Origin of the sequence: Rossellomorea sp. NPDC077527, from assembly GCF_044542955.1 — a bacterium.
Taxonomy (GTDB): domain Bacteria; phylum Bacillota; class Bacilli; order Bacillales; family Bacillaceae_B; genus Rossellomorea; species Rossellomorea aquimaris_E.
The window spans coordinates 92,377-110,704 of the sequence record NZ_JBITVL010000001.1 but is presented as its reverse complement, the minus strand read 5'-3'; the positions used below and the strand labels follow the sequence as shown (position 1 = coordinate 110,704).

18 protein-coding genes and 1 other annotated feature are annotated in these 18,328 nt (G+C 43.5%); of the genes, 9 read left to right on the top strand and 9 right to left on the bottom strand.

The genetic code is table 11. The features are described from left to right. Window positions 1-72: 72 nt before the first annotated feature. Window positions 73-1,188: an NAD(P)/FAD-dependent oxidoreductase gene (locus ACIGG7_RS00525; protein ID WP_397548368.1), complete on the bottom strand. Its 1,116-nt coding sequence runs from the start codon at window positions 1,186-1,188 to the stop codon at window positions 73-75. 273 nt (window positions 1,189-1,461) lie between these two features. Then, window positions 1,462-1,674, top strand: a binding site (T-box leader). A 67-nt stretch (window positions 1,675-1,741) separates the two neighbouring features. Here ACIGG7_RS00525 and ACIGG7_RS00520 point away from each other — a divergent pair. Then, complete coding sequence (locus tag ACIGG7_RS00520) at window positions 1,742-3,085, top strand: sodium-dependent transporter (RefSeq protein ID WP_397548367.1); 1,344 nt, start codon at window positions 1,742-1,744, stop codon at window positions 3,083-3,085. A gap of 54 nt (window positions 3,086-3,139) precedes the next feature. On the opposite strand, the gene ACIGG7_RS00515 is transcribed toward ACIGG7_RS00520, so the two are convergent. After that, a complete protein-coding gene (locus ACIGG7_RS00515) occupies window positions 3,140-3,658 on the bottom strand; it encodes a superoxide dismutase family protein (protein WP_397548366.1) in 519 nt (172 codons plus the stop codon). Between the two features lie 343 nt (window positions 3,659-4,001). On the opposite strand from ACIGG7_RS00515, the gene ACIGG7_RS00510 reads away from it, so the two are divergent. Continuing rightward, window positions 4,002-4,964 carry a S8 family peptidase gene (locus ACIGG7_RS00510; RefSeq protein WP_397548365.1) on the top strand — a complete coding sequence of 321 codons (963 nt, stop codon included), beginning with the start codon at window positions 4,002-4,004 and terminating at the stop codon, window positions 4,962-4,964. 92 nt (window positions 4,965-5,056) lie between these two features. Here the strand turns inward: ACIGG7_RS00510 and ACIGG7_RS00505 are convergent, their stop codons facing one another. Both ACIGG7_RS00505 and ACIGG7_RS00500 read right to left on the bottom strand, forming a co-directional pair. Then, a complete protein-coding gene (locus ACIGG7_RS00505) occupies window positions 5,057-5,296 on the bottom strand; it encodes a YkuS family protein (RefSeq protein WP_206852339.1) in 240 nt (79 codons plus the stop codon). A gap of 61 nt (window positions 5,297-5,357) precedes the next feature. Further along, window positions 5,358-5,513, bottom strand: a complete 156-nt coding sequence (locus ACIGG7_RS00500; RefSeq protein ID WP_397548364.1) for a hypothetical protein — start codon at window positions 5,511-5,513, stop codon at window positions 5,358-5,360. 149 nt (window positions 5,514-5,662) lie between these two features. Between ACIGG7_RS00500 and ACIGG7_RS00495 the strand changes: the two genes are divergently transcribed. Continuing rightward, complete coding sequence (locus ACIGG7_RS00495) at window positions 5,663-6,100, top strand: ferritin-like domain-containing protein (RefSeq protein ID WP_224941908.1); 438 nt, start codon at window positions 5,663-5,665, stop codon at window positions 6,098-6,100. A 30-nt stretch (window positions 6,101-6,130) separates the two neighbouring features. On the opposite strand, the gene ACIGG7_RS00490 is transcribed toward ACIGG7_RS00495, so the two are convergent. Further along, window positions 6,131-8,401, bottom strand: coding sequence for a helicase C-terminal domain-containing protein (locus ACIGG7_RS00490; RefSeq protein ID WP_397548363.1), 2,271 nt, complete (start codon window positions 8,399-8,401; stop codon window positions 6,131-6,133). A gap of 99 nt (window positions 8,402-8,500) precedes the next feature. Here ACIGG7_RS00490 and ACIGG7_RS00485 point away from each other — a divergent pair, with 99 nt between their 5' ends. Further along, window positions 8,501-9,100, top strand: coding sequence for a YczE/YyaS/YitT family protein (locus ACIGG7_RS00485; protein WP_397548362.1), 600 nt, complete (start codon window positions 8,501-8,503; stop codon window positions 9,098-9,100). Between the two features lie 36 nt (window positions 9,101-9,136). Here ACIGG7_RS00485 and ACIGG7_RS00480 read toward each other — a convergent pair whose 3' ends face one another. Continuing rightward, window positions 9,137-10,447, bottom strand: coding sequence for an ATP-binding protein (locus tag ACIGG7_RS00480; protein WP_397548361.1), 1,311 nt, complete (start codon window positions 10,445-10,447; stop codon window positions 9,137-9,139). Between the two features lie 148 nt (window positions 10,448-10,595). Continuing rightward, complete coding sequence (locus tag ACIGG7_RS00475; protein ID WP_224941904.1) at window positions 10,596-11,645, bottom strand: ATP synthase beta subunit C-terminal domain-containing protein; 1,050 nt, start codon at window positions 11,643-11,645, stop codon at window positions 10,596-10,598. 225 nt (window positions 11,646-11,870) lie between these two features. On the opposite strand from ACIGG7_RS00475, the gene ACIGG7_RS00470 reads away from it, so the two are divergent. From ACIGG7_RS00470 to ACIGG7_RS00460, 3 genes are all read left to right on the top strand, one after another. Then, on the top strand, window positions 11,871-12,821 hold the full coding sequence (locus tag ACIGG7_RS00470) for a glycerophosphodiester phosphodiesterase family protein (RefSeq protein WP_397548360.1): 951 nt from the start codon (window positions 11,871-11,873) through the stop codon (window positions 12,819-12,821). Between the two features lie 169 nt (window positions 12,822-12,990). Next, window positions 12,991-13,317 (top strand): cyclic-phosphate processing receiver domain-containing protein, encoded by a 327-nt coding sequence (locus ACIGG7_RS00465; protein WP_224941902.1) that lies wholly within the window; start codon window positions 12,991-12,993, stop codon window positions 13,315-13,317. Between the two features lie 116 nt (window positions 13,318-13,433). Further along, complete coding sequence (locus ACIGG7_RS00460; protein WP_224941901.1) at window positions 13,434-14,507, top strand: aromatic acid exporter family protein; 1,074 nt, start codon at window positions 13,434-13,436, stop codon at window positions 14,505-14,507. 48 nt (window positions 14,508-14,555) lie between these two features. Here ACIGG7_RS00460 and ACIGG7_RS00455 read toward each other — a convergent pair whose 3' ends face one another. Further along, window positions 14,556-15,716, bottom strand: coding sequence for an acyl-CoA dehydrogenase family protein (locus ACIGG7_RS00455; RefSeq protein ID WP_397548359.1), 1,161 nt, complete (start codon window positions 15,714-15,716; stop codon window positions 14,556-14,558). A gap of 185 nt (window positions 15,717-15,901) precedes the next feature. On the opposite strand from ACIGG7_RS00455, the gene ACIGG7_RS00450 reads away from it, so the two are divergent. Next, complete coding sequence (locus ACIGG7_RS00450; RefSeq protein ID WP_224941899.1) at window positions 15,902-16,384, top strand: hypothetical protein; 483 nt, start codon at window positions 15,902-15,904, stop codon at window positions 16,382-16,384. 42 nt (window positions 16,385-16,426) lie between these two features. On the opposite strand, the gene ACIGG7_RS00445 is transcribed toward ACIGG7_RS00450, so the two are convergent. Beyond that, window positions 16,427-17,884 carry an alanine/glycine:cation symporter family protein gene (locus ACIGG7_RS00445; RefSeq protein ID WP_224941898.1) on the bottom strand — a complete coding sequence of 486 codons (1,458 nt, stop codon included), beginning with the start codon at window positions 17,882-17,884 and terminating at the stop codon, window positions 16,427-16,429. A 178-nt stretch (window positions 17,885-18,062) separates the two neighbouring features. Here ACIGG7_RS00445 and ACIGG7_RS00440 point away from each other — a divergent pair, with 178 nt between their 5' ends. Further along, a complete protein-coding gene (locus ACIGG7_RS00440) occupies window positions 18,063-18,311 on the top strand; it encodes an alpha/beta-type small acid-soluble spore protein (RefSeq protein WP_397548358.1) in 249 nt (82 codons plus the stop codon). Window positions 18,312-18,328 lie beyond the last annotated feature (17 nt).

Below are 18,328 nucleotides of genomic sequence, written 5' to 3'. Positions count from 1 at the left end.
CGCTCCCTCTATTATAAGGGTCATTCCCTATAGAAGATAGAGGGAAATGAGTTGGTGGTTTTTTCTTCTATTTCACTCGATCGCCCCAGCCACATCGTAGTCGGCGGGATCAAGCTCCGTAGGTTCTCCCATAGCCAAATTGGCAAGCTGTGATCCGAGATATGGACCCACTGTCAACCCTGATGCTCCAAGACCATTGGCTACCCAAATATTATCCAGTCCCGGCATCGCACCGAAAACCGGAAGGAAACCAGGTGTGAACGGGCGGAACCCGACTCTCGTCTCCAAGATCGTTCCATCGCTGACTCCCGGTGCAACGCCCATTGCTTTGTGGAGAATTTCGTGCAGGCCCCCCGCCGTTACCCTTTGATCAAAGCCGACATCATTTTCATGAGTAGCACCAGCCACGACCCTTCCTTCTGGAAAGGCTAGGAGGTATTGGTCATTAGGGGGCATGACGACGGGCCAATCATCCGTTTCTTTCCCTCCTGCTCCCAAATGGAGAATCTGCGCTTTTTGGGAGGTGACGAGAAAGTTGATTCCAAGAGGGCGAAAGAGCTCCTTTGCCCAAGCGCCGGCTGTCACGATGACCCCGTCCGCCTGTAATACTTCGCCGGAAATGTTGACCCCAATGATTCGATTGTTTTCGTTTTCCAGTCGGGCATCCCCTTGTCGAAATGATGCCCCGTGCTTTTTGGCACCACTCAAAAGCGCATCCCGCAGTGCCCTGCCATCTACCCTCGCAGCTCCGCTTACATGTACCGACTGAAATTCTTCTGAGAGCAACGGGAAACGATCCCGCGTATCTTCAGAAGTCAGAAGGGTAAGGTCTCCTATTTCCGGAGCATCCTCCCTGCGTTTCTCCGCTCTTTCCAACATTTTTTGGAGTTTATCTACATCCGTATGAAGGCTGATGGCCCCTACGCGTTTATAACCCGTTTCCGTTTCACCGTCTGCTTCGAGTTGCCTGATAATATCCGGATAGTATCTCGCCCCGCCCTTGGCAAGTCGATACCACACTTTATTCCTCCGCTGTGACAGCCACGGACAGACGATCCCCGCCGCTGCATCCGTTGCCTGACCGGCATCCTGTCGGTCCACGACTGTTACAGCGGCTCCTGCCTTCGCAAGATGATAGGCTGTCGAAGCTCCAAGGATGCCTGCTCCTACGATAATATATGATTTCATTTCAAACACCTTTTCAGTCTATTTTTCTTTATTTTACTTGAGAAAAAGGGTGAACTCAATGTCTGTACGTGTCAATGAGAAGGACCGACTTGTACCTGGTACATTTTCAGGGTTTTGTACCTGGTACATCTCCTCCCTTTTATACCAGGTACACTTATCACCACCCGCTCCTAAACCAAAAACCACCATCAATTCCAGACAATTCTCACTACTTTTCCCGAAATAGATTGACAAGATGTTTTGTTTCGTGATAAAAATTGTATAACCTAATATTGAAAAGCTTTGAAGGAAACAAGTAGTGGACATTTCCCTGTTAAAGAGAGCCGGTGGTTGGTGTGAACCGGTACAAAAATGAAGCGAATTTCGATTCCGGAGCTTCTTTTGACGAGATCAAAAGACGGTTGATGCCGTTATGTGTGAAGAGTGATGAGAAGGGATTCTTTCTCATAACTAGGGTGGTACCGCGATATCCAAATCGTCCCTACGATATGTAGGGGCGATTTTTTTATTTGTTTGCCTGCACACATCAATATAAACAGAAAGGAGAATGAACATGAGTCAGCGTGAACAATGGTCATCGAAAATCGGCTTTATCCTGGCGGCAGCCGGTTCTGCCATCGGATTGGGGGCCATTTGGAAATTCCCTTATATTGCCGGTGAAAATGGAGGCGGAGCATTCTTCCTGATCTTTATTCTATTTACATTACTACTCGGCCTCCCATTACTATTGGCAGAATTCTCAATCGGACGAACCTCCGGGAGCAATGCCGTGGATTCGTATAGAAAGATCGCTCCCGGGACAAAGTGGCACTGGGTCGGGATCCTCGGGATGATTACATCCTTCATCCTGCTTTCCTTCTACAGTGTAATCGGGGGTTGGATCGTCGTTTACTTATTCAAAGCCGTCACTGGGCAATTAAACGGCCTTTCTTCGGAACAGTATGCCGAAGTGTTCGGTTCAACGATTTCAAATCCAATGACTAGTGTGTTCGTGCAATTTGTTTTCATCTTGATGACCATCATTGTAGTGGCTAAAGGGGTTGAAAAGGGTATTGAACTTGCCAGTAAAATCATGATGCCGGCATTATTCATCCTTTTCATTCTGTTAGTGGTTCGTGCCATCACTCTTGACGGGGCAGGTGAAGGAGTGACATTCCTGCTTCAGCCGGATTTTTCTAAAGTAACGTCTCAGACGATTTTAGAAGCGATGGGTCAATCCTTCTTCACATTAAGTGTCGGGGTATCTGTAATGGTGACATATAGTTCATACCTTCCGAAATCGCAAAGTCTGCCACGATCAGCGATCTCTATCGTGGCAATGAATATTTTCATTGTATTATTAGCCGGACTTGCAATCTTCCCTGCAGTCTTTGCCTTTGATTTAGAACCGGGGGCAGGTCCTGTACTGCTATTTAATGTACTGCCTACTGTGTTCAGTCAGCTTCCTTTCGGGATGCTATTCTTCATCGCATTCCTGGTGCTTTTCTTATTTGCAGCACTGACATCTGCCTTCTCGATGCTAGAAATCATCGTTTCTGTCATTTCAAAGGGAGAGCCTGTCAAGCGGAAGAAATGGTCTTGGATCATCGGTCTTGCCATTTTCGTTTGCGGCATTCCGTCGGCATTATCGTTCGGAATCCTAGGGGATGTCATGCTGTTTGGCAAAACCATTTTCGATTTGGCTGATTTTGCGGTCAGCAATGTACTGCTTCCAATAGGGTCCTTACTCATTGCCCTTTTCGTGCCGATGAAAATGAAGAAAAGCGCTCTGTATGAAGAATTAAAGCAAGGGAGCGGGTTGAAACGTGGATTGTTCGAAACATGGTTCTTCCTGATCCGTTTCGTGGCACCTGTGTTGATTCTGTTCGTCATGCTGGATGTTTTGGGCGTATTTTAATTTTGTTACACAGTAAAGGGTTGACCCCCGATTAGGGGTCAACCCTTTTTCTTGTTATATTCCATATCCCATAATCACCCCACATGCCAGTCTTTTACCGGCATCTCCTGAAGGCTGTGACGTGAAGTCATCCGGGTTCTGGTGGATGATGACGCCTTTTCCTATCACGTCTTTCACTTTGAACTTATTCGTAAAAAAAGACATTTTCGCATAGCCATCATTCGAAAACAAAACAGGAAAATCACCTGCATGATTGCCATGTGGCTGGTTGGTTGGATTCCAATGACCCCCGGCGGATGTGTAAGGATTTTTCGGATCTCCTATTTCACAAACCCCTTTTTCATGGAGGTGAAATCCGTGGGGGCCGATCGGTTTTTGATCGCCTTTTCCTTCTTTATAAGCCGGCAAGCCTGTGACCTCCGCAAATACTTCCACTCCGTTTTGGACTTCACGAAAAAAAACATACCCTTGCAGGCCTGGAGCGAGCGGACCTCCCTGGATTTGAGCATACGCCATATTGGGAGCATTTCGGTAATAGGAATATGTCGGATAACCGTATTGATAATAATTCATCCGTGAATCACCTTCCTTCCATTTATTTTATGAAGGAAGTGAGGGTGACATGATGAAAAAGCAGTACATCATTTTTTAACCAAACGTTTGTTTAACCACGGGAACCATACTCACATCAAGGGTTTGTACTCTTAATCAAACGTTTGTTTAAATTCCCCCCTCCAAAACATGGTCTATCATTTCTGAAATCATCCACCTGCTCCCCTTATGCAGTCGAAGAAGAAAATATGATTGGTTTTATTTTCCTATTACTATTATCCCTTTTCATTTTGTCCCAAAAATGTTATATTTTCAGAAACTTCTGATTTCTATTCTACGCAACACTATTTTAGGAGGGATTGGTATGCAAAGTGAAATTAGGTTAATTCCATATTTCATGGACGAAATGATTGTTGATGCAAATGAAATTCCTAAAGGCGTTGATTTAATCCAAGCTCCTAGTATGTGGAAGAATGGGTATAAAGGAAAAGGTGTAACCATTGCAATACTCGATACAGGATGTGATATGAATCATCCTGATCTTGCCGGAAAGGTGAAAGCCTTCCGAAATTTCACCGACGATGATGACGGTGCGGAAGATAACGTGACGGATTACAGCGGGCACGGCACTCATGTGGCAGGTACGATTGCCGCCAGTGAAAATGGTGAAGGGGTCATTGGAGTGGCTCCACTGGCAGATTTACTGGTTATCAAGGTCCTTGCAGGCAGCCGGGGAAGCGGGAAGTATGACTGGATCGTCAATGGTATCCTGTATGCGATTGAACAAAAAGTCGACATCATTTCCATGTCTTTGGGAGGCCCGACTGATTACGAACCTCTGCACGAAGCAATTCAAAAAGCGGTGGATGCCAATATCCTGGTTGTCTGCGCGGCCGGGAATGAGGGAGATTCCAATAGCAGCACCGATGAGTTCTCCTACCCTGCCTGCTATAATGAAGTCATTTCTGTGGGTGCCATCGATCTTCAAAGAAAGTCATCCTACTTTACCAACTCCAACAATGAAGTGGACTTAGTGGCTCCTGGTGAACAAATCTTATCGACCATCCCAGGTGAGAAATACGCCAAACTCAGCGGCACATCCATGTCTGCTCCTCACGTCTCCGGGTCCCTGGCCCTGATTAAAGAATTCGAACAGATTTCCTTCGACCGCACCCTATCTGAATGTGAAGTCTATGCACAGCTGATTAAACGTACGGTTCCACTCGGCTTTCCAAAAACTCTGGAAGGAAATGGACTGATCTTTTTAACGGCTCCTGATCTTCTGCGCGAGCATTTAAGAAATCAGCCTCTTGCACAGATAGGCTGATATAATTCAGGTGCTTCAAAAATCGTGCACCTTCTACTTTTATTAATAAGGTACAAAAAAACAGCCATCCAAGGCTGTTTTTTTGTTGAAAACTATTGAAGTCTGCTTTGTACTTCCTGGCAGATTTGATCTGCACTCAGTCCGCTCGCTTCGATGACCGGCCCTTGAGTAGCTACATTTTGAATACCCATTACATCTGTATCCATTCCTGTCACGACACAGCAGTCACACCCGTTTGCATCAGACTCCTGCTTCAGCTCCACTACTTCATGCCCCTGTGCACGTAAGGCTTCTACAACGTTAGTTAAGGATTGTTCAACACCAATTCTCATGCCTTTACACCTCCTGTTTCTACATATAGGATTTTCTTTAGTTGAAAAAGATATTCGTCATTTATTTTTTATTTACTTGTGTGCCGCTTTTTTTCTGACTTTGGCCATTACTATTTCCAATCTGGGTATCAGATGCAAATTCCACATCATTCTTGGCTTTTTGTTTCGCCAATTGTTCCGAAGTTTGGTCCATATTTTTCTTTCCTTGCTTAGACATACTCATCCCTCCTCTGACTTTTATAGAATTAGAATCCCCATTTGAAGACAAAATATTTGGAGGGCTTTCATTTCCCCCGGTATGTTTATCTCTTCATCAATCCGGGTAATTAGTCTGTATAACAACAAATAAAAGGGTGGTATTTACACATGGATGAAGCAAAATTAAACGAATTAATTGATGGATTAAATGAAGACTTGGCAAATGAGTATGCGGCCGTTATCCTCTACACAAACTACGCTGCTGTTGTGAGCGGCTTATATCGTCAAATATTAAAGCCTTTCTTCGAAGAGGAAATTCCAGATGAGCAGGGACACGCTTTATACCTGGCTGAAAAGATCAAAACATTAGGTGGAGATCCGACAACGACGCCTGCAGCCGTTAAGCAAACGGATAATGTGAAGGAAATGCTTGAAGAAGGACGAAAAGCAGAGGCAGATACAATTGAACGTTACAAAAAACGTAAAGAACAGGCTGAGGAATTAGGTTTAGTCGAGCTTAGCATCAAGCTGGATGATATGATTGCTGACGAAACCCATCACCTTGAAGAATTCGATCGCCTGTTAAAGGACCCTTCTTTTAACTAATAACAAAAGACCGCTTAATAGCGGTCTTTTCTACGTTATCACACGATAACCTTTCCATTCTTCAAGAAATAAGGACCGATATTTAGGAGTCAGGTACCGATCGTCGATGAGTTTCAGAATTCCCCTGTCCTCTTCTGAACGAATGAGTCTTCCACCTGATTGGAATACTTTGTTCATTCCCGGATAAACATAGGCAAAATCGAATCCGTTCATCCCCAAGGCATTGAAATGATCTTTAATGATTTCCTGTTCCAGAGAAGGCTGTGGGAGTCCCACGCCGACCACGATCACACCTTTTAACCGGTCTCCTTTCAGATCGATCCCTTCTGAAAATATCCCACCGAGAACCGCAAAGCCAATAACCGGGCGCTCTCTATCACTTTGAAACTCACCAAGAAATGCCTCTCTTTCTCCCTCAATCATATTGGGTGCCTGGATGATGATATCCGCGTCCAGTGATGCTTTGTTCAACTTATCATACGCTTCTTGCATATAAGCATAGGATGAAAAGAAAATCAGATAATTCCCTTTGTACCCATTGAACGTTTCTTCAATCGAATGCGTAATGTAGGGAAGTGTTCGTTCTCTATCCTTGAAGCGAGTGGAGATGGGATGGATCCCAACCTGCCATTGCTCATGTTGAAAGGGAGAAGGAATCAAGAATCGATAATCCTCTTCCCCTCCACCCAGTTGTTGAAAATAATACGAAAACGGGTGCAGGGTAGCAGAAAAGAAGATGGATGAATGATATGGCTTTGCAACCTGCTTGATGAGTTTCGATGGATCAATGCAGAAGATTTTCACTTCCAGGTCATCCGAGCTTCGACTGATCACAAAACGATGCTCCTCTGAAAAGAGGTTGGAGATCCTCACGAAACTTATGACATCGAAATACAATTGCATGAATTCCTCCGGCCATTCCCGTCCCCCTTCTCCGAGATTTTTTTCCGCTATCTCTATGAAGATCATAATCGAATCTAACAATTCTTCATCTATTTCACTTCGTATAGCCTTCCCGTCTTCTTTTTTAATTCGTCTGAATGATTTCAAAACGGCTGTTATGGATGTATTCAATCCACCATGCTCAGGATATAGCTTTTGGACCAGAGAGAAATCCGATTTTTTCAGCGAAGCTGAGTACATTTCCCTTCCTCTGCCGACAAGATTATGAGCTTCATCAATGAGTAAAGTCGTATCATTCTTTCCCTCGTCGTTCAATCTTTTCAAGGAAACCCTCGAATCGAAGATGTAATTATAATCACATATGACCCCATCCACCAAATAGGAAAGATCGATTGAATACTCGAAAGGACACACTGTATGCTTTTTGGCGTACGATTCAATGATTGTCCGTGTAATGATGGATTCGTTGGTCAATATGTCAATCAAAGCCCCATTAATGCGGTCATAATAGCCGTTGGCAAATTCACAATACTCTTTTTGACAGATGGTTTCTTCTTTAAAGCATATCTTATCTCTCGCCGTAATCGTAACGGACCTGTGTGACAATCCTTCCCCTTCCAGGAGAAGCAACGCCTCTTCCGCCACCGTACGGGTGATCGTTTTGGCTGTCACATAGAACCATTTTGAGCGTCCTTCCCCCATGGCTTTCACTGTCGGGAACAAAGTGGAAATGGTCTTGCCCGTTCCGGTTGGAGCATTTGCATAGAGGGACTTGGATTCAATGACTGTTTTGTAAACGGCTCCTGCAAGGTTTTTCTGACCCTTTCGATAGGCGGGGTATGGAAAGGCCAGGCCCTCAATACTTTTCATTTTGTTTTCTTCATTCGTCAGTAGTAAATTGGCAAATGGCGTATAGGCCTCCAGGATACCGGTTACGATCCTATCCAGTTCTTCAATGGTATACGTCTGTTGGAAGGACTTCGTTTCTTCGGTTTCCACCTCAATGTAGGTCAGTTGAACACCGATATGGGAAAGTCCCTTTTCCTTAGCCAACAAGTAAGCATAGCATTCTCCCTGAGCCCAGTGGACACGGGAGCCTTTTTCAATGAAGTCTATCTTCTTGGCTGTGGATTTGATTTCTTCCACGGTCACCTCATCTTCATTGTAATGAATTCCATCACATCGCCCTTCCAACTGAAAGAGCACATCCCCTGAAAGCACCTCCCCTTTCAGGAACACTTCCTTCTCATCGCCCTCTTTATATTCTTTCTGCAGCTTCTGATGAAGCCTTGTACCAATGGTCATGGAGGAGCGTGCCTGAAATCGCAGGTCTATACTCCCTTCCTTAAAGACAAACTCTACTAACTCTCTGATGGATATTTTAATGGGGCTCTTCACCGACGCATCACCTCAAGCTTTCAGATCAAAATGTTGATTCTAACCTTTTCCCAACGAACATATATATTAGACAAGCTTTTGGAACGGAGGATTCAGGGGATGATGGCTAGATTCAGCTTTTACTGTATTGGTTTACTCGCACTTTCATTGGGTGTTTCTCTCATTATTAAAGGGGAACTGGGGGCGGCTCCCTGGGATGCACTTGCCGTCGGGGAATCAAACCTGCTCAACCTTTCAATTGGGACATGCATCTTTATGAATGGGTGTATTCTCATTTGCATAAATGCCATTTTATTAAAGGAAGGGATTCAATGGTTAGCTGCCCTTTCAATATTCGTTATCGGGATGATGGTTGATTACTGGATAACGATGGGTCTTACCTTTCTGGAGCCGGTTGGATTTGGCCAGCAGTTGTCCCTGGTCCTTACAGGCATCCTGATTCTTGGGATCGGGATTTCTATTTACCTACAAGCCAAACTCCCCTCAAGTCCGATGGATACATTTATGGTGGCGATTCACCAGAGATTCGGTTTGAACTTACGAAATTCACGTTTATTAAATGAAGCCATTGCCATTACGCTTGCCATGATTTTTCATGGAGCGGTGGGAATCGGAACCGTCATAGTCGCTTGCACATTAGGCTTCATTATTCATATCTTCTATCCTATCATGGAACGTATGTACGGAAAATGGAGTTGAGCTTTTTTATCAAAATAAAAAACACTTAGTACCGTCCTAAGCGTTTAAGTTGTTACTATATGTATTCGTTGTAGTTGTATCGAACTTCCCGTGCCTTTCACTGTTTAATGGAAGGCTTATCGTAGCCACCGTCCCTTTATTCACAATGCTCGAATAGTGAACATGCCCTCCCATCGCGCCTATGATACGCATGGAAACGGATGTACCGAGACCCGTTCCCTGGTCTTTTGTTGTGAAAAATAATGTCCCTAGCCTGGCAACCTGCTCTTTCGTCATCCCCTTACCTGTATCCGTGACCGTAATGACAGCCTGTGTATGGGTGACCTCCAGATTCACGGCTACCTTGCCTTGGGGCGGCGTTGCCTCTATGGCATTCTTGATGATATTTACAAAGGCTTGTTTCAATTTATTTCGATCCGTTAATAGATGTGCATCTTCATGCAGATCAGCTTCAAGGAATACGCCTTCCTTCAGGGCATACGCATTGAGAAGCACGGTGACATCCGAGAGAACTTCTCTGACATTGATCTTCTCGACCTTTTCGAACTCCGGTTTGGCAAAGTTCAAATAATCATTTATGATTTCCTCTGCCCTCCCCAACTCACTCAATACAATCTTCAGGTATTCATCGTGATCTCCGGTTACCTGCTTTTTCATCAATTGAAGAAAACCTTTTACCACAGTTAGTGGATTACGCACTTCATGAGCGATGGAAGCAGCGAGTTCACCTAGTGTGTTCAGCTTTTCCGATTTCATGATTTCTTCACGTAATAATTTCTTCTCGATCAGCCATTCATTTAGTTGAGCTGCAAGACCTACCCCAAGGACCTGAATTCCACCGAATATGAGAACATAAATCCCCATTTCTCTGTTGCCAGATACGGGTACACCGGTTATGAAGGCAAAGGAAAGGAGGATTCCGAGCATGACCAGTGCCGGCCAAAAACCAAGTAGAACAGCAAATGTCACTCGCTTTCTTGGAGGAAAGGACCAGAATCGATTGGATATCAAAAAGGGCAGAATTCCGGCTAAAAACGCACTAACAAATCCGAAGACCATCGCATCACCTCCATTGATGATACGTGCCAACATTATAAATAAGAAAACGATGACCCCAGCCTTCCTTCCACCATATAACATGGAAAGAACGAGTGGAATATACCTGAAATCCCAATAGAGCCCAAAGCTTTCATAGGCAAAAATCAAACACATAAATGCTGCAATCCCATGTAATACCCCAATGAAAACAGGGGACTTCCCCAGCCTGTGGTTTTCAAGGAGCGAAGTTTGAATGAGAACAGGAGCCAGTATAATCAGTACATGTAATAATAATTTCTCAATCAGCATCGAAATGTCTCCCAGAATAAAAAAGTATTACTTTACACATACGACAAAATTCTGATAATTCCTCTTTCATTTGCCATAAATTCACGAAAAAAGTCATAGATGAGGGACGGACCTTCGGCATTCCTGCCGAAGGTCCGTCCCTAAAAAATCAGTTCAGCTGTCCTTTGTAGGTAAGGTCTTTTGGATCGAGGTGGTTGAAGTCGCCTTGGAGTATTTTTTGAATATCTGTGATGGCTTGTTGGACCTGTACAGTTTGACCTTTGACTTTGGTGAATTCTTCTGCAACGAAGAAGGGCTGGCTCAAGTATGCTTCGAGTCTCTCACCTATGTGAAAAATCTCAAGGTCCGCTTCAGGTATTTTCTCCTTCCCGATTGTGTTCATGAGAACACGGATTTCTTTGTAGCGCCTTAATAATTTTTTTGCCTTCTTATGCATCGTCGAATGGTTGGTGTCCAACGCATCGTCTTCTAAGAGAACCGATGTGGATTGGACTGGATGAATGGCAGGGTACATCCCCCGGGTAGCCAAATCAATATCAAAATAACAGAGGGTATCGAGAGGACCGTACGGATCATCTTCATCGACCGCTTCTCCACTAGGATCAAATAATATAGTTGTGAGTTCATCATAATTCTCGGCTTCGAAACGCTCCCTTAATTCATACAACTCCCCCGACACAATATACGAACGGTCCACATATAGAAGAATGCTTTCCTTGTCATCCACCATGGAGACTTCTGCAAAGGCCTCTTCGATACTGTGGCATTTCGCATCGACAAAGCCTTCAAGATCACTTAAACCGGGATGGGTTTTATCCGTTGTCAACAGGATTGTGTGATAGCCTTTCTGTTTCAATGCCTGTGTCATTTCAGCCAGGACGACGAATTGACCGACCTGAGATCTTGCAACGAATCCGTTGGTTCCTCCCTGAACAATGGGCGCAAATACATCAAGCGGTTTAATCCCTGTTTCAATCATGCTTCGTTTCCCTCCTTGAATAATCAATTCATCCAACGTGCAATTCGCCAAATTGGCAAGTGTAACGATCGTTTTCACTTCTGCACGGCCAACCGATATCTTCCCTGTACATAAGTTCGAAACGGTCGCCGGTCTCAATCCCACCGTTTTTGCAGCTGTCGTCAGATTCGGCACACGCTTCCGCAGCAATGAAACATTTAACTGTAAATGATCTTTCATGGTAAATATCCCCTCCTTACTTTATAAGGTAATCTATTTTACGCTCAAAAGCAACATTTAATTATATTAAAAAGTAATTTTTTTACTCCAAAAAGTAATTACGTGCATTTTCCATACCCAGATTCCTATAGATAAATCTAATGTGACCCTATTTTATTGTCCTAAATAGACAAGGTCGTACCTATAATAGAAGATAAGAATCTTTTATTAAAAGGATGAAAGTGAATGAAAACTACGAAACTCACAATACCTGAAACTTCTAAGAAGAAGCAGCGTTTCATTGTCTTGATCATGATGATCGCTTTCAGTATCTCGTTTTCCCTCATTGTTTACTGGCTGCCAGTCAAAAAAGCACTCCCTCCTCCCTTTTTGCATAAAGACAAGGAGCGTCCCCTTGTCATCGCTCATCAGGGAGGGAAGCAACTAGCACCTGGTAATACCATTGAAGCGTTCCAACAGGCCGTTGATCTCGGAGCCGATGTGATCGAGACGGATATACATATCACCAAAGACGGCCATTTGGTCACCATTCACGACCCTACTGTCGATGCGACAACGAATGGGCGTGGATTTGTCGTGGACTTCACATTAAAAGAGCTTCAGCGACTTGATGCGGGATACTATTTTCAAAACCTCAATGGAGATTATTCCTTTCGGGGAAAGCATATCTATGTCCCAACCCTCGAGGAAGTATTTCAGCGGTTTCCAAACATGCGTATCAACATTGAAGTGAAAGACGATAATCCTAGGGACCGTACAGAGGAAATCGTACAGAAATTAATGAAACTTATAGAAGAATACGATATGGAAGATAAGGTCCTCATCGCTTCGTTCGACCAACACATTATTGACTTATTTGAAACTTACTCAAACGGACGGGTTGCCACTCAGGGAGGGAAGCAGGAAGCGAAAAAATTCGTCATCCTCCACAAGCTGTTCCTAAGGAATCTTTATAAAACAGAGGTTGATGCCTTTCAGCTTCCCATTCAGGAAGGAAACCTTGACCTGACACAATCGACACTGATCTCCGGAGCCCACCGCATCGGACTCCATGTCCACTATTGGACCATTAACGATCCTGAAACGATGGAAAGACTCATAAACCTTGGTGCAGACGGAATCATTACCGACAGACCCGATTTATTATTGAACATATTGAAGAAACGGGATAAATGAAGCTGTCATTACTTTTTTCTCTAAAAAAGATTCTTCCATAAAGATTCCTCATCAAAAACCAACAAAAAAATTACAAATATATTTGTATTATTCATACTATTTACCTATATCTCTATTTGTCAATCTCTGTTAGGCTTAAATTAAGTCAAATGACGAAAGAAGAATAAATATGACAGTAAATGTGTTTTTAGACGATTATCGACACTGTCCACAAGGGTACATTCTCGCGAAAGACATCGATGAATGTATTGATCTCCTTCTTAATTTTTCTATCGCTCATCTTTCACTGGATCACGACTTAGAGAGTAAAACACGCAATGGCTTAATGCTCGTCCACTATATGGTGGAAAAACAGCTCTTTGCAGAGAGAATCACGATTCACTCCGCAAACTCTGTTGCTGGCAAAAGAATGTATATGTACTTAAAAGAGGCTCAAAATGACCAAAAGATGCCTCAGTCAATTCAAATTCGATTGCGGCCTTTACCCCTAAGATGAGTTATCATATATAAAAGAACTGTTCCCTGAACAGTTCTTTTTTTGTCAATTTATTTAATTTGGTTTTTTCTTACTTTATAATAGGAATAGAGAATTTGATTAAAGAGGGTTAAATTATGGATTTTCTGAAAAAATTTCAATTTGTCGGGGGAAGGATTGCCAAGACCGGAATTGCCGTATTTCTTACTGCCTTCGTATGTCAACTAATGAACTGGCCGGCCACCTTTGCCGTCATTACTGCCATCGTTACCATCGAACCGACTGCAGCAAATTCGATCAAAAAAGCATTCATTCGTTTTCCGGCATCAGCTATAGGAGCATTATTTGCCGTGATTATCACTCATACATTAGGAGACCACGCCATTACGTATGCCCTGGTTGCACTCTTGACGATCATCACCTGCCACAAGCTTCATCTCGGGGCAGGGATTTTGGTTGCAACATTAACCGGAATTGCCATGATTCCGACAATACACGACCATTATGTAGCAACATTTTTCATACGTCTTGGCACGACCACCATCGGCCTGATTGTTTCAACGTTGGTCAATCTGTGGATCCTGCCTCCTAAATATGCCAACACGATTTCAACCAACATTCATAATCTTTATCACAAAACGGGGAACTTGTTGGAGAAAAGGGGTTCTGAAGTACTTCAGAATCAATCCCTCCACCGGGAGACGAAGCTGATCTTTAATGATATTTTAAGAGAAATTGAATCAACGGACACCCTTTGCGAGTATCAGAAGGAAGAGTGGAAGCTTCACCGCTCCAACCGTCAGGAAATGCGCTGTTTTAATTATGAATATAAAAAGCTGAACCTTTTAAGGCAAATCCTGTTCCATATCGGAAACTTGATCTATCTTCCTGTGCAATCTGCCTTCAGTGAAGATGAAAAAGAACGGATCATGGATGCTACACTGAGCTTAAAAGGAATTATGCATCATCCATCTTTTCAAATACCAGAACACCATTTCACCTTGATGAAAAATCTATTGGAAGAATTCTGGGAAGATCATGAAGGGCTTCATATGAAACCATTTCAATCCATGAAGCACCACTTTTCGTGTGAAACCGTCATGCTTTATGAATTATTATCCATTCACGATCTTATTGAAGAGCTGAGTGAAATTCACATTTTAGAAACCCAGCATCAAAATGTACTGAATAAAACGCTACACCCTGAGTAAACACCCCGAAAAAAAAGGCATAGACACTCCTGTCTATGCCTTTTCTCTTTATTCTAGGGCTTGCTTTGCTAACATCCCGATGACCATATCATCCATGGGTGGATTATGAAGCCCTGCCCTCACATCACGATAATACCGCTGCATGGGATTGGAGCGAAAAAGGCTCTTTGCCCCGACAATCCTCATGGCTGTATCCACAATTTGAAAGGCGCTGTTCGTCACCACATGTTTAACGGAAGCAAGCTCTGAAGCCATGTCTTCCCGTTTGGCAGGCTCCTTCACCCACTTGTCCGCGACTGAATAAAGGATCTGTCTGGCTTTAAACAGCTCTAATTCCATTTCACCGATTTTCCGCTGTACTTCAGGGACATCCTTGATTGGTCCCGGCAGACTGTTCGGGGAGTAGTCTTTCGCAAACTGGATCGCATAATGGCGCGCTGCAATCGCCACTCCTATATAGCATGCTGGTATATGGAGTAGCCACGCTTTGGGAAGGTCCTTATCCACAGGTATGCCGTCACGCTCAACAAGGGAAGAAGCCGGTAATCGTACATCCGTAAGGACGAGATCATCACTCCCAGTCCCCTTCATGGATATCGTATCCCACGTCTCCTCTACGCTCACCCCTTCCACTTCATGATCGACGAGGAAGAAGCCTTTCTCTTCAGTATCTCCAATTGCTGCTGATACCAAGGAATAGTCCAATACTCTTGCCATAGACGTAAAGGACTTCCTTCCATTGAGTATCCAGCCTGTTTCGGTTTTCACCGCCTTGGTCTGAGGCAGTCCCCCTCGGGTCGGACTGCCTGTTGCGGGCTCTGTGGCGGCGCGGTTAATCAGAGCTTTACTTACGGCAATTTCCTTACAGAGATCTCTAAATACCTTCTCATCCCATGTCCTTGTTTCCGTAAGCTCCATCAACCCTCCAAGGTGCCAGCCAATGGATAAGGCCGTTGCTGCATCCCCGGTTGCGAGCCTCTCTTGAATCATCACTAGCTCATACAGGTTAATCTCTTCTCCCCCATATTCCTTCGGTAAGGTCAGTTTTCCGTATCCACTCTTTTTGATATCGTCAAAATTTTCATAAGGGAATTCATCTTCTCTGTCATACGTTTCCCCTCTTTTGGCAAATGCATCAGCAAGCTCTCCTGCTAAATCAACCAACTTCCTCTGTCGTTCATTTTGTATAAACGATTTATATAAATCCAATGCAATTGCACCTCCCACTAATAACGTGCTCTCCTCCGTTTATCATAATCAATTTTCTTCACTGACTCAAAGATATTGTTTACTAAACTGATCGGATTACATTATTTCCATTAACCGTATAAATGTCTTTTCTTGAAACCATTCTATAAATAAGATCACTCATTATCCATTAGGGGGAAATCATCGTGGGCCAGAAAAAAAATAAATATTATATCCTGATTTTGATGCTCATTTCTTGGGTATTTCTCTTTTTGGCAGGAAAAGAGTCTTTAAAAAGATATTTACCCGCTTCCATATTCATGTCACTCCTTGTTTATATAGAAAATGTGGTGGCTGAGAGGATCAAATGGTGGACCATCACAACAAAACTCTTTCCGAATGTAAATGGCATTATGCCCTTTGTCGTCGGTGTTTTCCTGTCAGGATCAGTATGGATCCTGAAATTTTCCTATAAGAACTTCTTTCTTTATGTATTCGTCAATTTACTGGTTGATTCATTCTTTACATACCCCTTTTATTCCATGTTTAAAAAGTTCGGGGTGTGGAGGTTGACCAATTTAAAGCAATATCAGCTGTCCGCTCTGTTTTTTGTTAAATCTTTGCTCATGTATGCTTTTCAGAAATATATTGGAGATCGGTTATATTCAACATTCAGAAGCTCCCATTAAAAAAACCTGTTGCCTTGTTGGCAACAGGTTCCTTCTTGTAGCTTAAGATACATTTTCTTTTTCTTCCACTTTATATTCCTGCTCCCAGAACTCAGCATTTTTGATGCCGAGCTTCTTGGAGTTAAAGACCGGATCAAGACCCTGTTTCTTCTGTGCCTCGTAGTCCTTTAATGCTTTAAGGGCAGGTTTGGCCAGGATAAGAATCGCAATCAAGTTCAGCCATACCATCAGACCAAGGCCGATATCACCAAGCGCCCATGCAAGTGCCGCTTCTCTTACTGCACCGTAGAATGTGGCACCAAGAAGCACGACTTTCAGAATAACCATCGCTGTCTTAGAGTTCTTACCTCTCAATAGATATGCCACATTTGTTTCTGCCATGTAATAGTACGCCATGATTGTGGTGAAAGCAAAGAAGAATAAAGCGATCGCAACGAATGATGCCCCAAATCCAGGGATAACGGACTCAATGGCTGCCTGTGTATAACCAGGTCCCGCTTCGATCCCATCTAAGTTATTTGCAAGCATCGACCCGTCAGGAGCTTCTGTATTGAAAGATCCCGTAAATAAAATCATAAATGCCGTTGCCGTACAAACAAGAAGGGTATCGATATACACCGAGAATGCCTGAACCAACCCTTGCTTGGCAGGATGGGAAACCTCAGCTGCTGCTGCCGCATGCGGTCCAGTTCCTTGACCTGCTTCGTTGGAATAGATCCCGCGTTTTACTCCCCATGATACAGCCATACCGATGATTCCACCGAATATAGAATCGGTACCGAATGCGCTTTTGAAAATAAGGGCAAATACAGCCGGGATTTCGGCAATATTCATTCCGACAATGACCAGGGAAAGCAGGATATACGCGATGGCCATGAATGGAACGACATAAGATGCCACTCCGGCAATACGTTTTACCCCACCAAATATAATGCCCCCAATCAACACGACAAGTCCTATTCCCGTTACTGTCGTATTAAGTCCAAATGCATTCTCAAGTCCTAATGCAATGGAATTCGACTGAATTCCCGGCATTAAGATACTCATAGCCAGTAAGGTCGCAAATGAGAATAGTACAGCGTACCACTTCCAGCCGATTCCTTTTTCAATGTAATACGCAGGACCTCCACGATATTCCCCGTCCTGCTTCACTTTATAGATCTGTGCCAGCGTCGATTCAATAAAGGCACTGCTCGCGCCGATGAAGGCAATTGTCCACATCCAGAAAACGGCACCAGGACCACCGAAGGCAATCGCCGTAGCTGTACCTGCGATGTTCCCTGTTCCGACACGTCCGGATAATGAGAGTGCCAATGCCTGGAAGGACGATACCCCTGCACTGGAGCTTCCCCCCTTAAACATTTGAACCACCATATCTTTAATCAACCGTACCTGTAAAAACTTCGTTAAAATAGAAAATAGTAAGCCAACGCCTAAACAAAAGTAAATCATGACAGGAGACCACAGGATCCCTACCAATTTGCCAACGAATTCTTCCACGGCATTTCCCCCTTTTTCTTTATAAAATTTTCTAACTATTAAGAATTATATTTTATTTGACACATTATAGACAATCTTTTTTTGTAACGAATTTTTCACAACCGTTAAAAAACCCTTATATGACAATGCTTTATACTTACAAAAAAATTTTTGGGCAACCTATAATAGAGGTGATAAAATGTCGAAAAGGAAACTTCTTGTACCTGAATCACGAGCCGCCATGGATCAGTTGAAAGCGAAGGTGTCAGGGACACAGGACCCGAAGGAAGCTAAATATGAAATCGCAAGGGAACAAGGTATTCCCCTGCAACGTGGATATAATGGAAAATTAACATCTGAACAAGCAGGTAAAGTAGGCGGGGCGATCGGCGGGAATATGGTAAAAGAGCTTGTAAGGATGGCTCAAGAGAATATGACAAAAAAATAATGTCACTCGAGCATTAG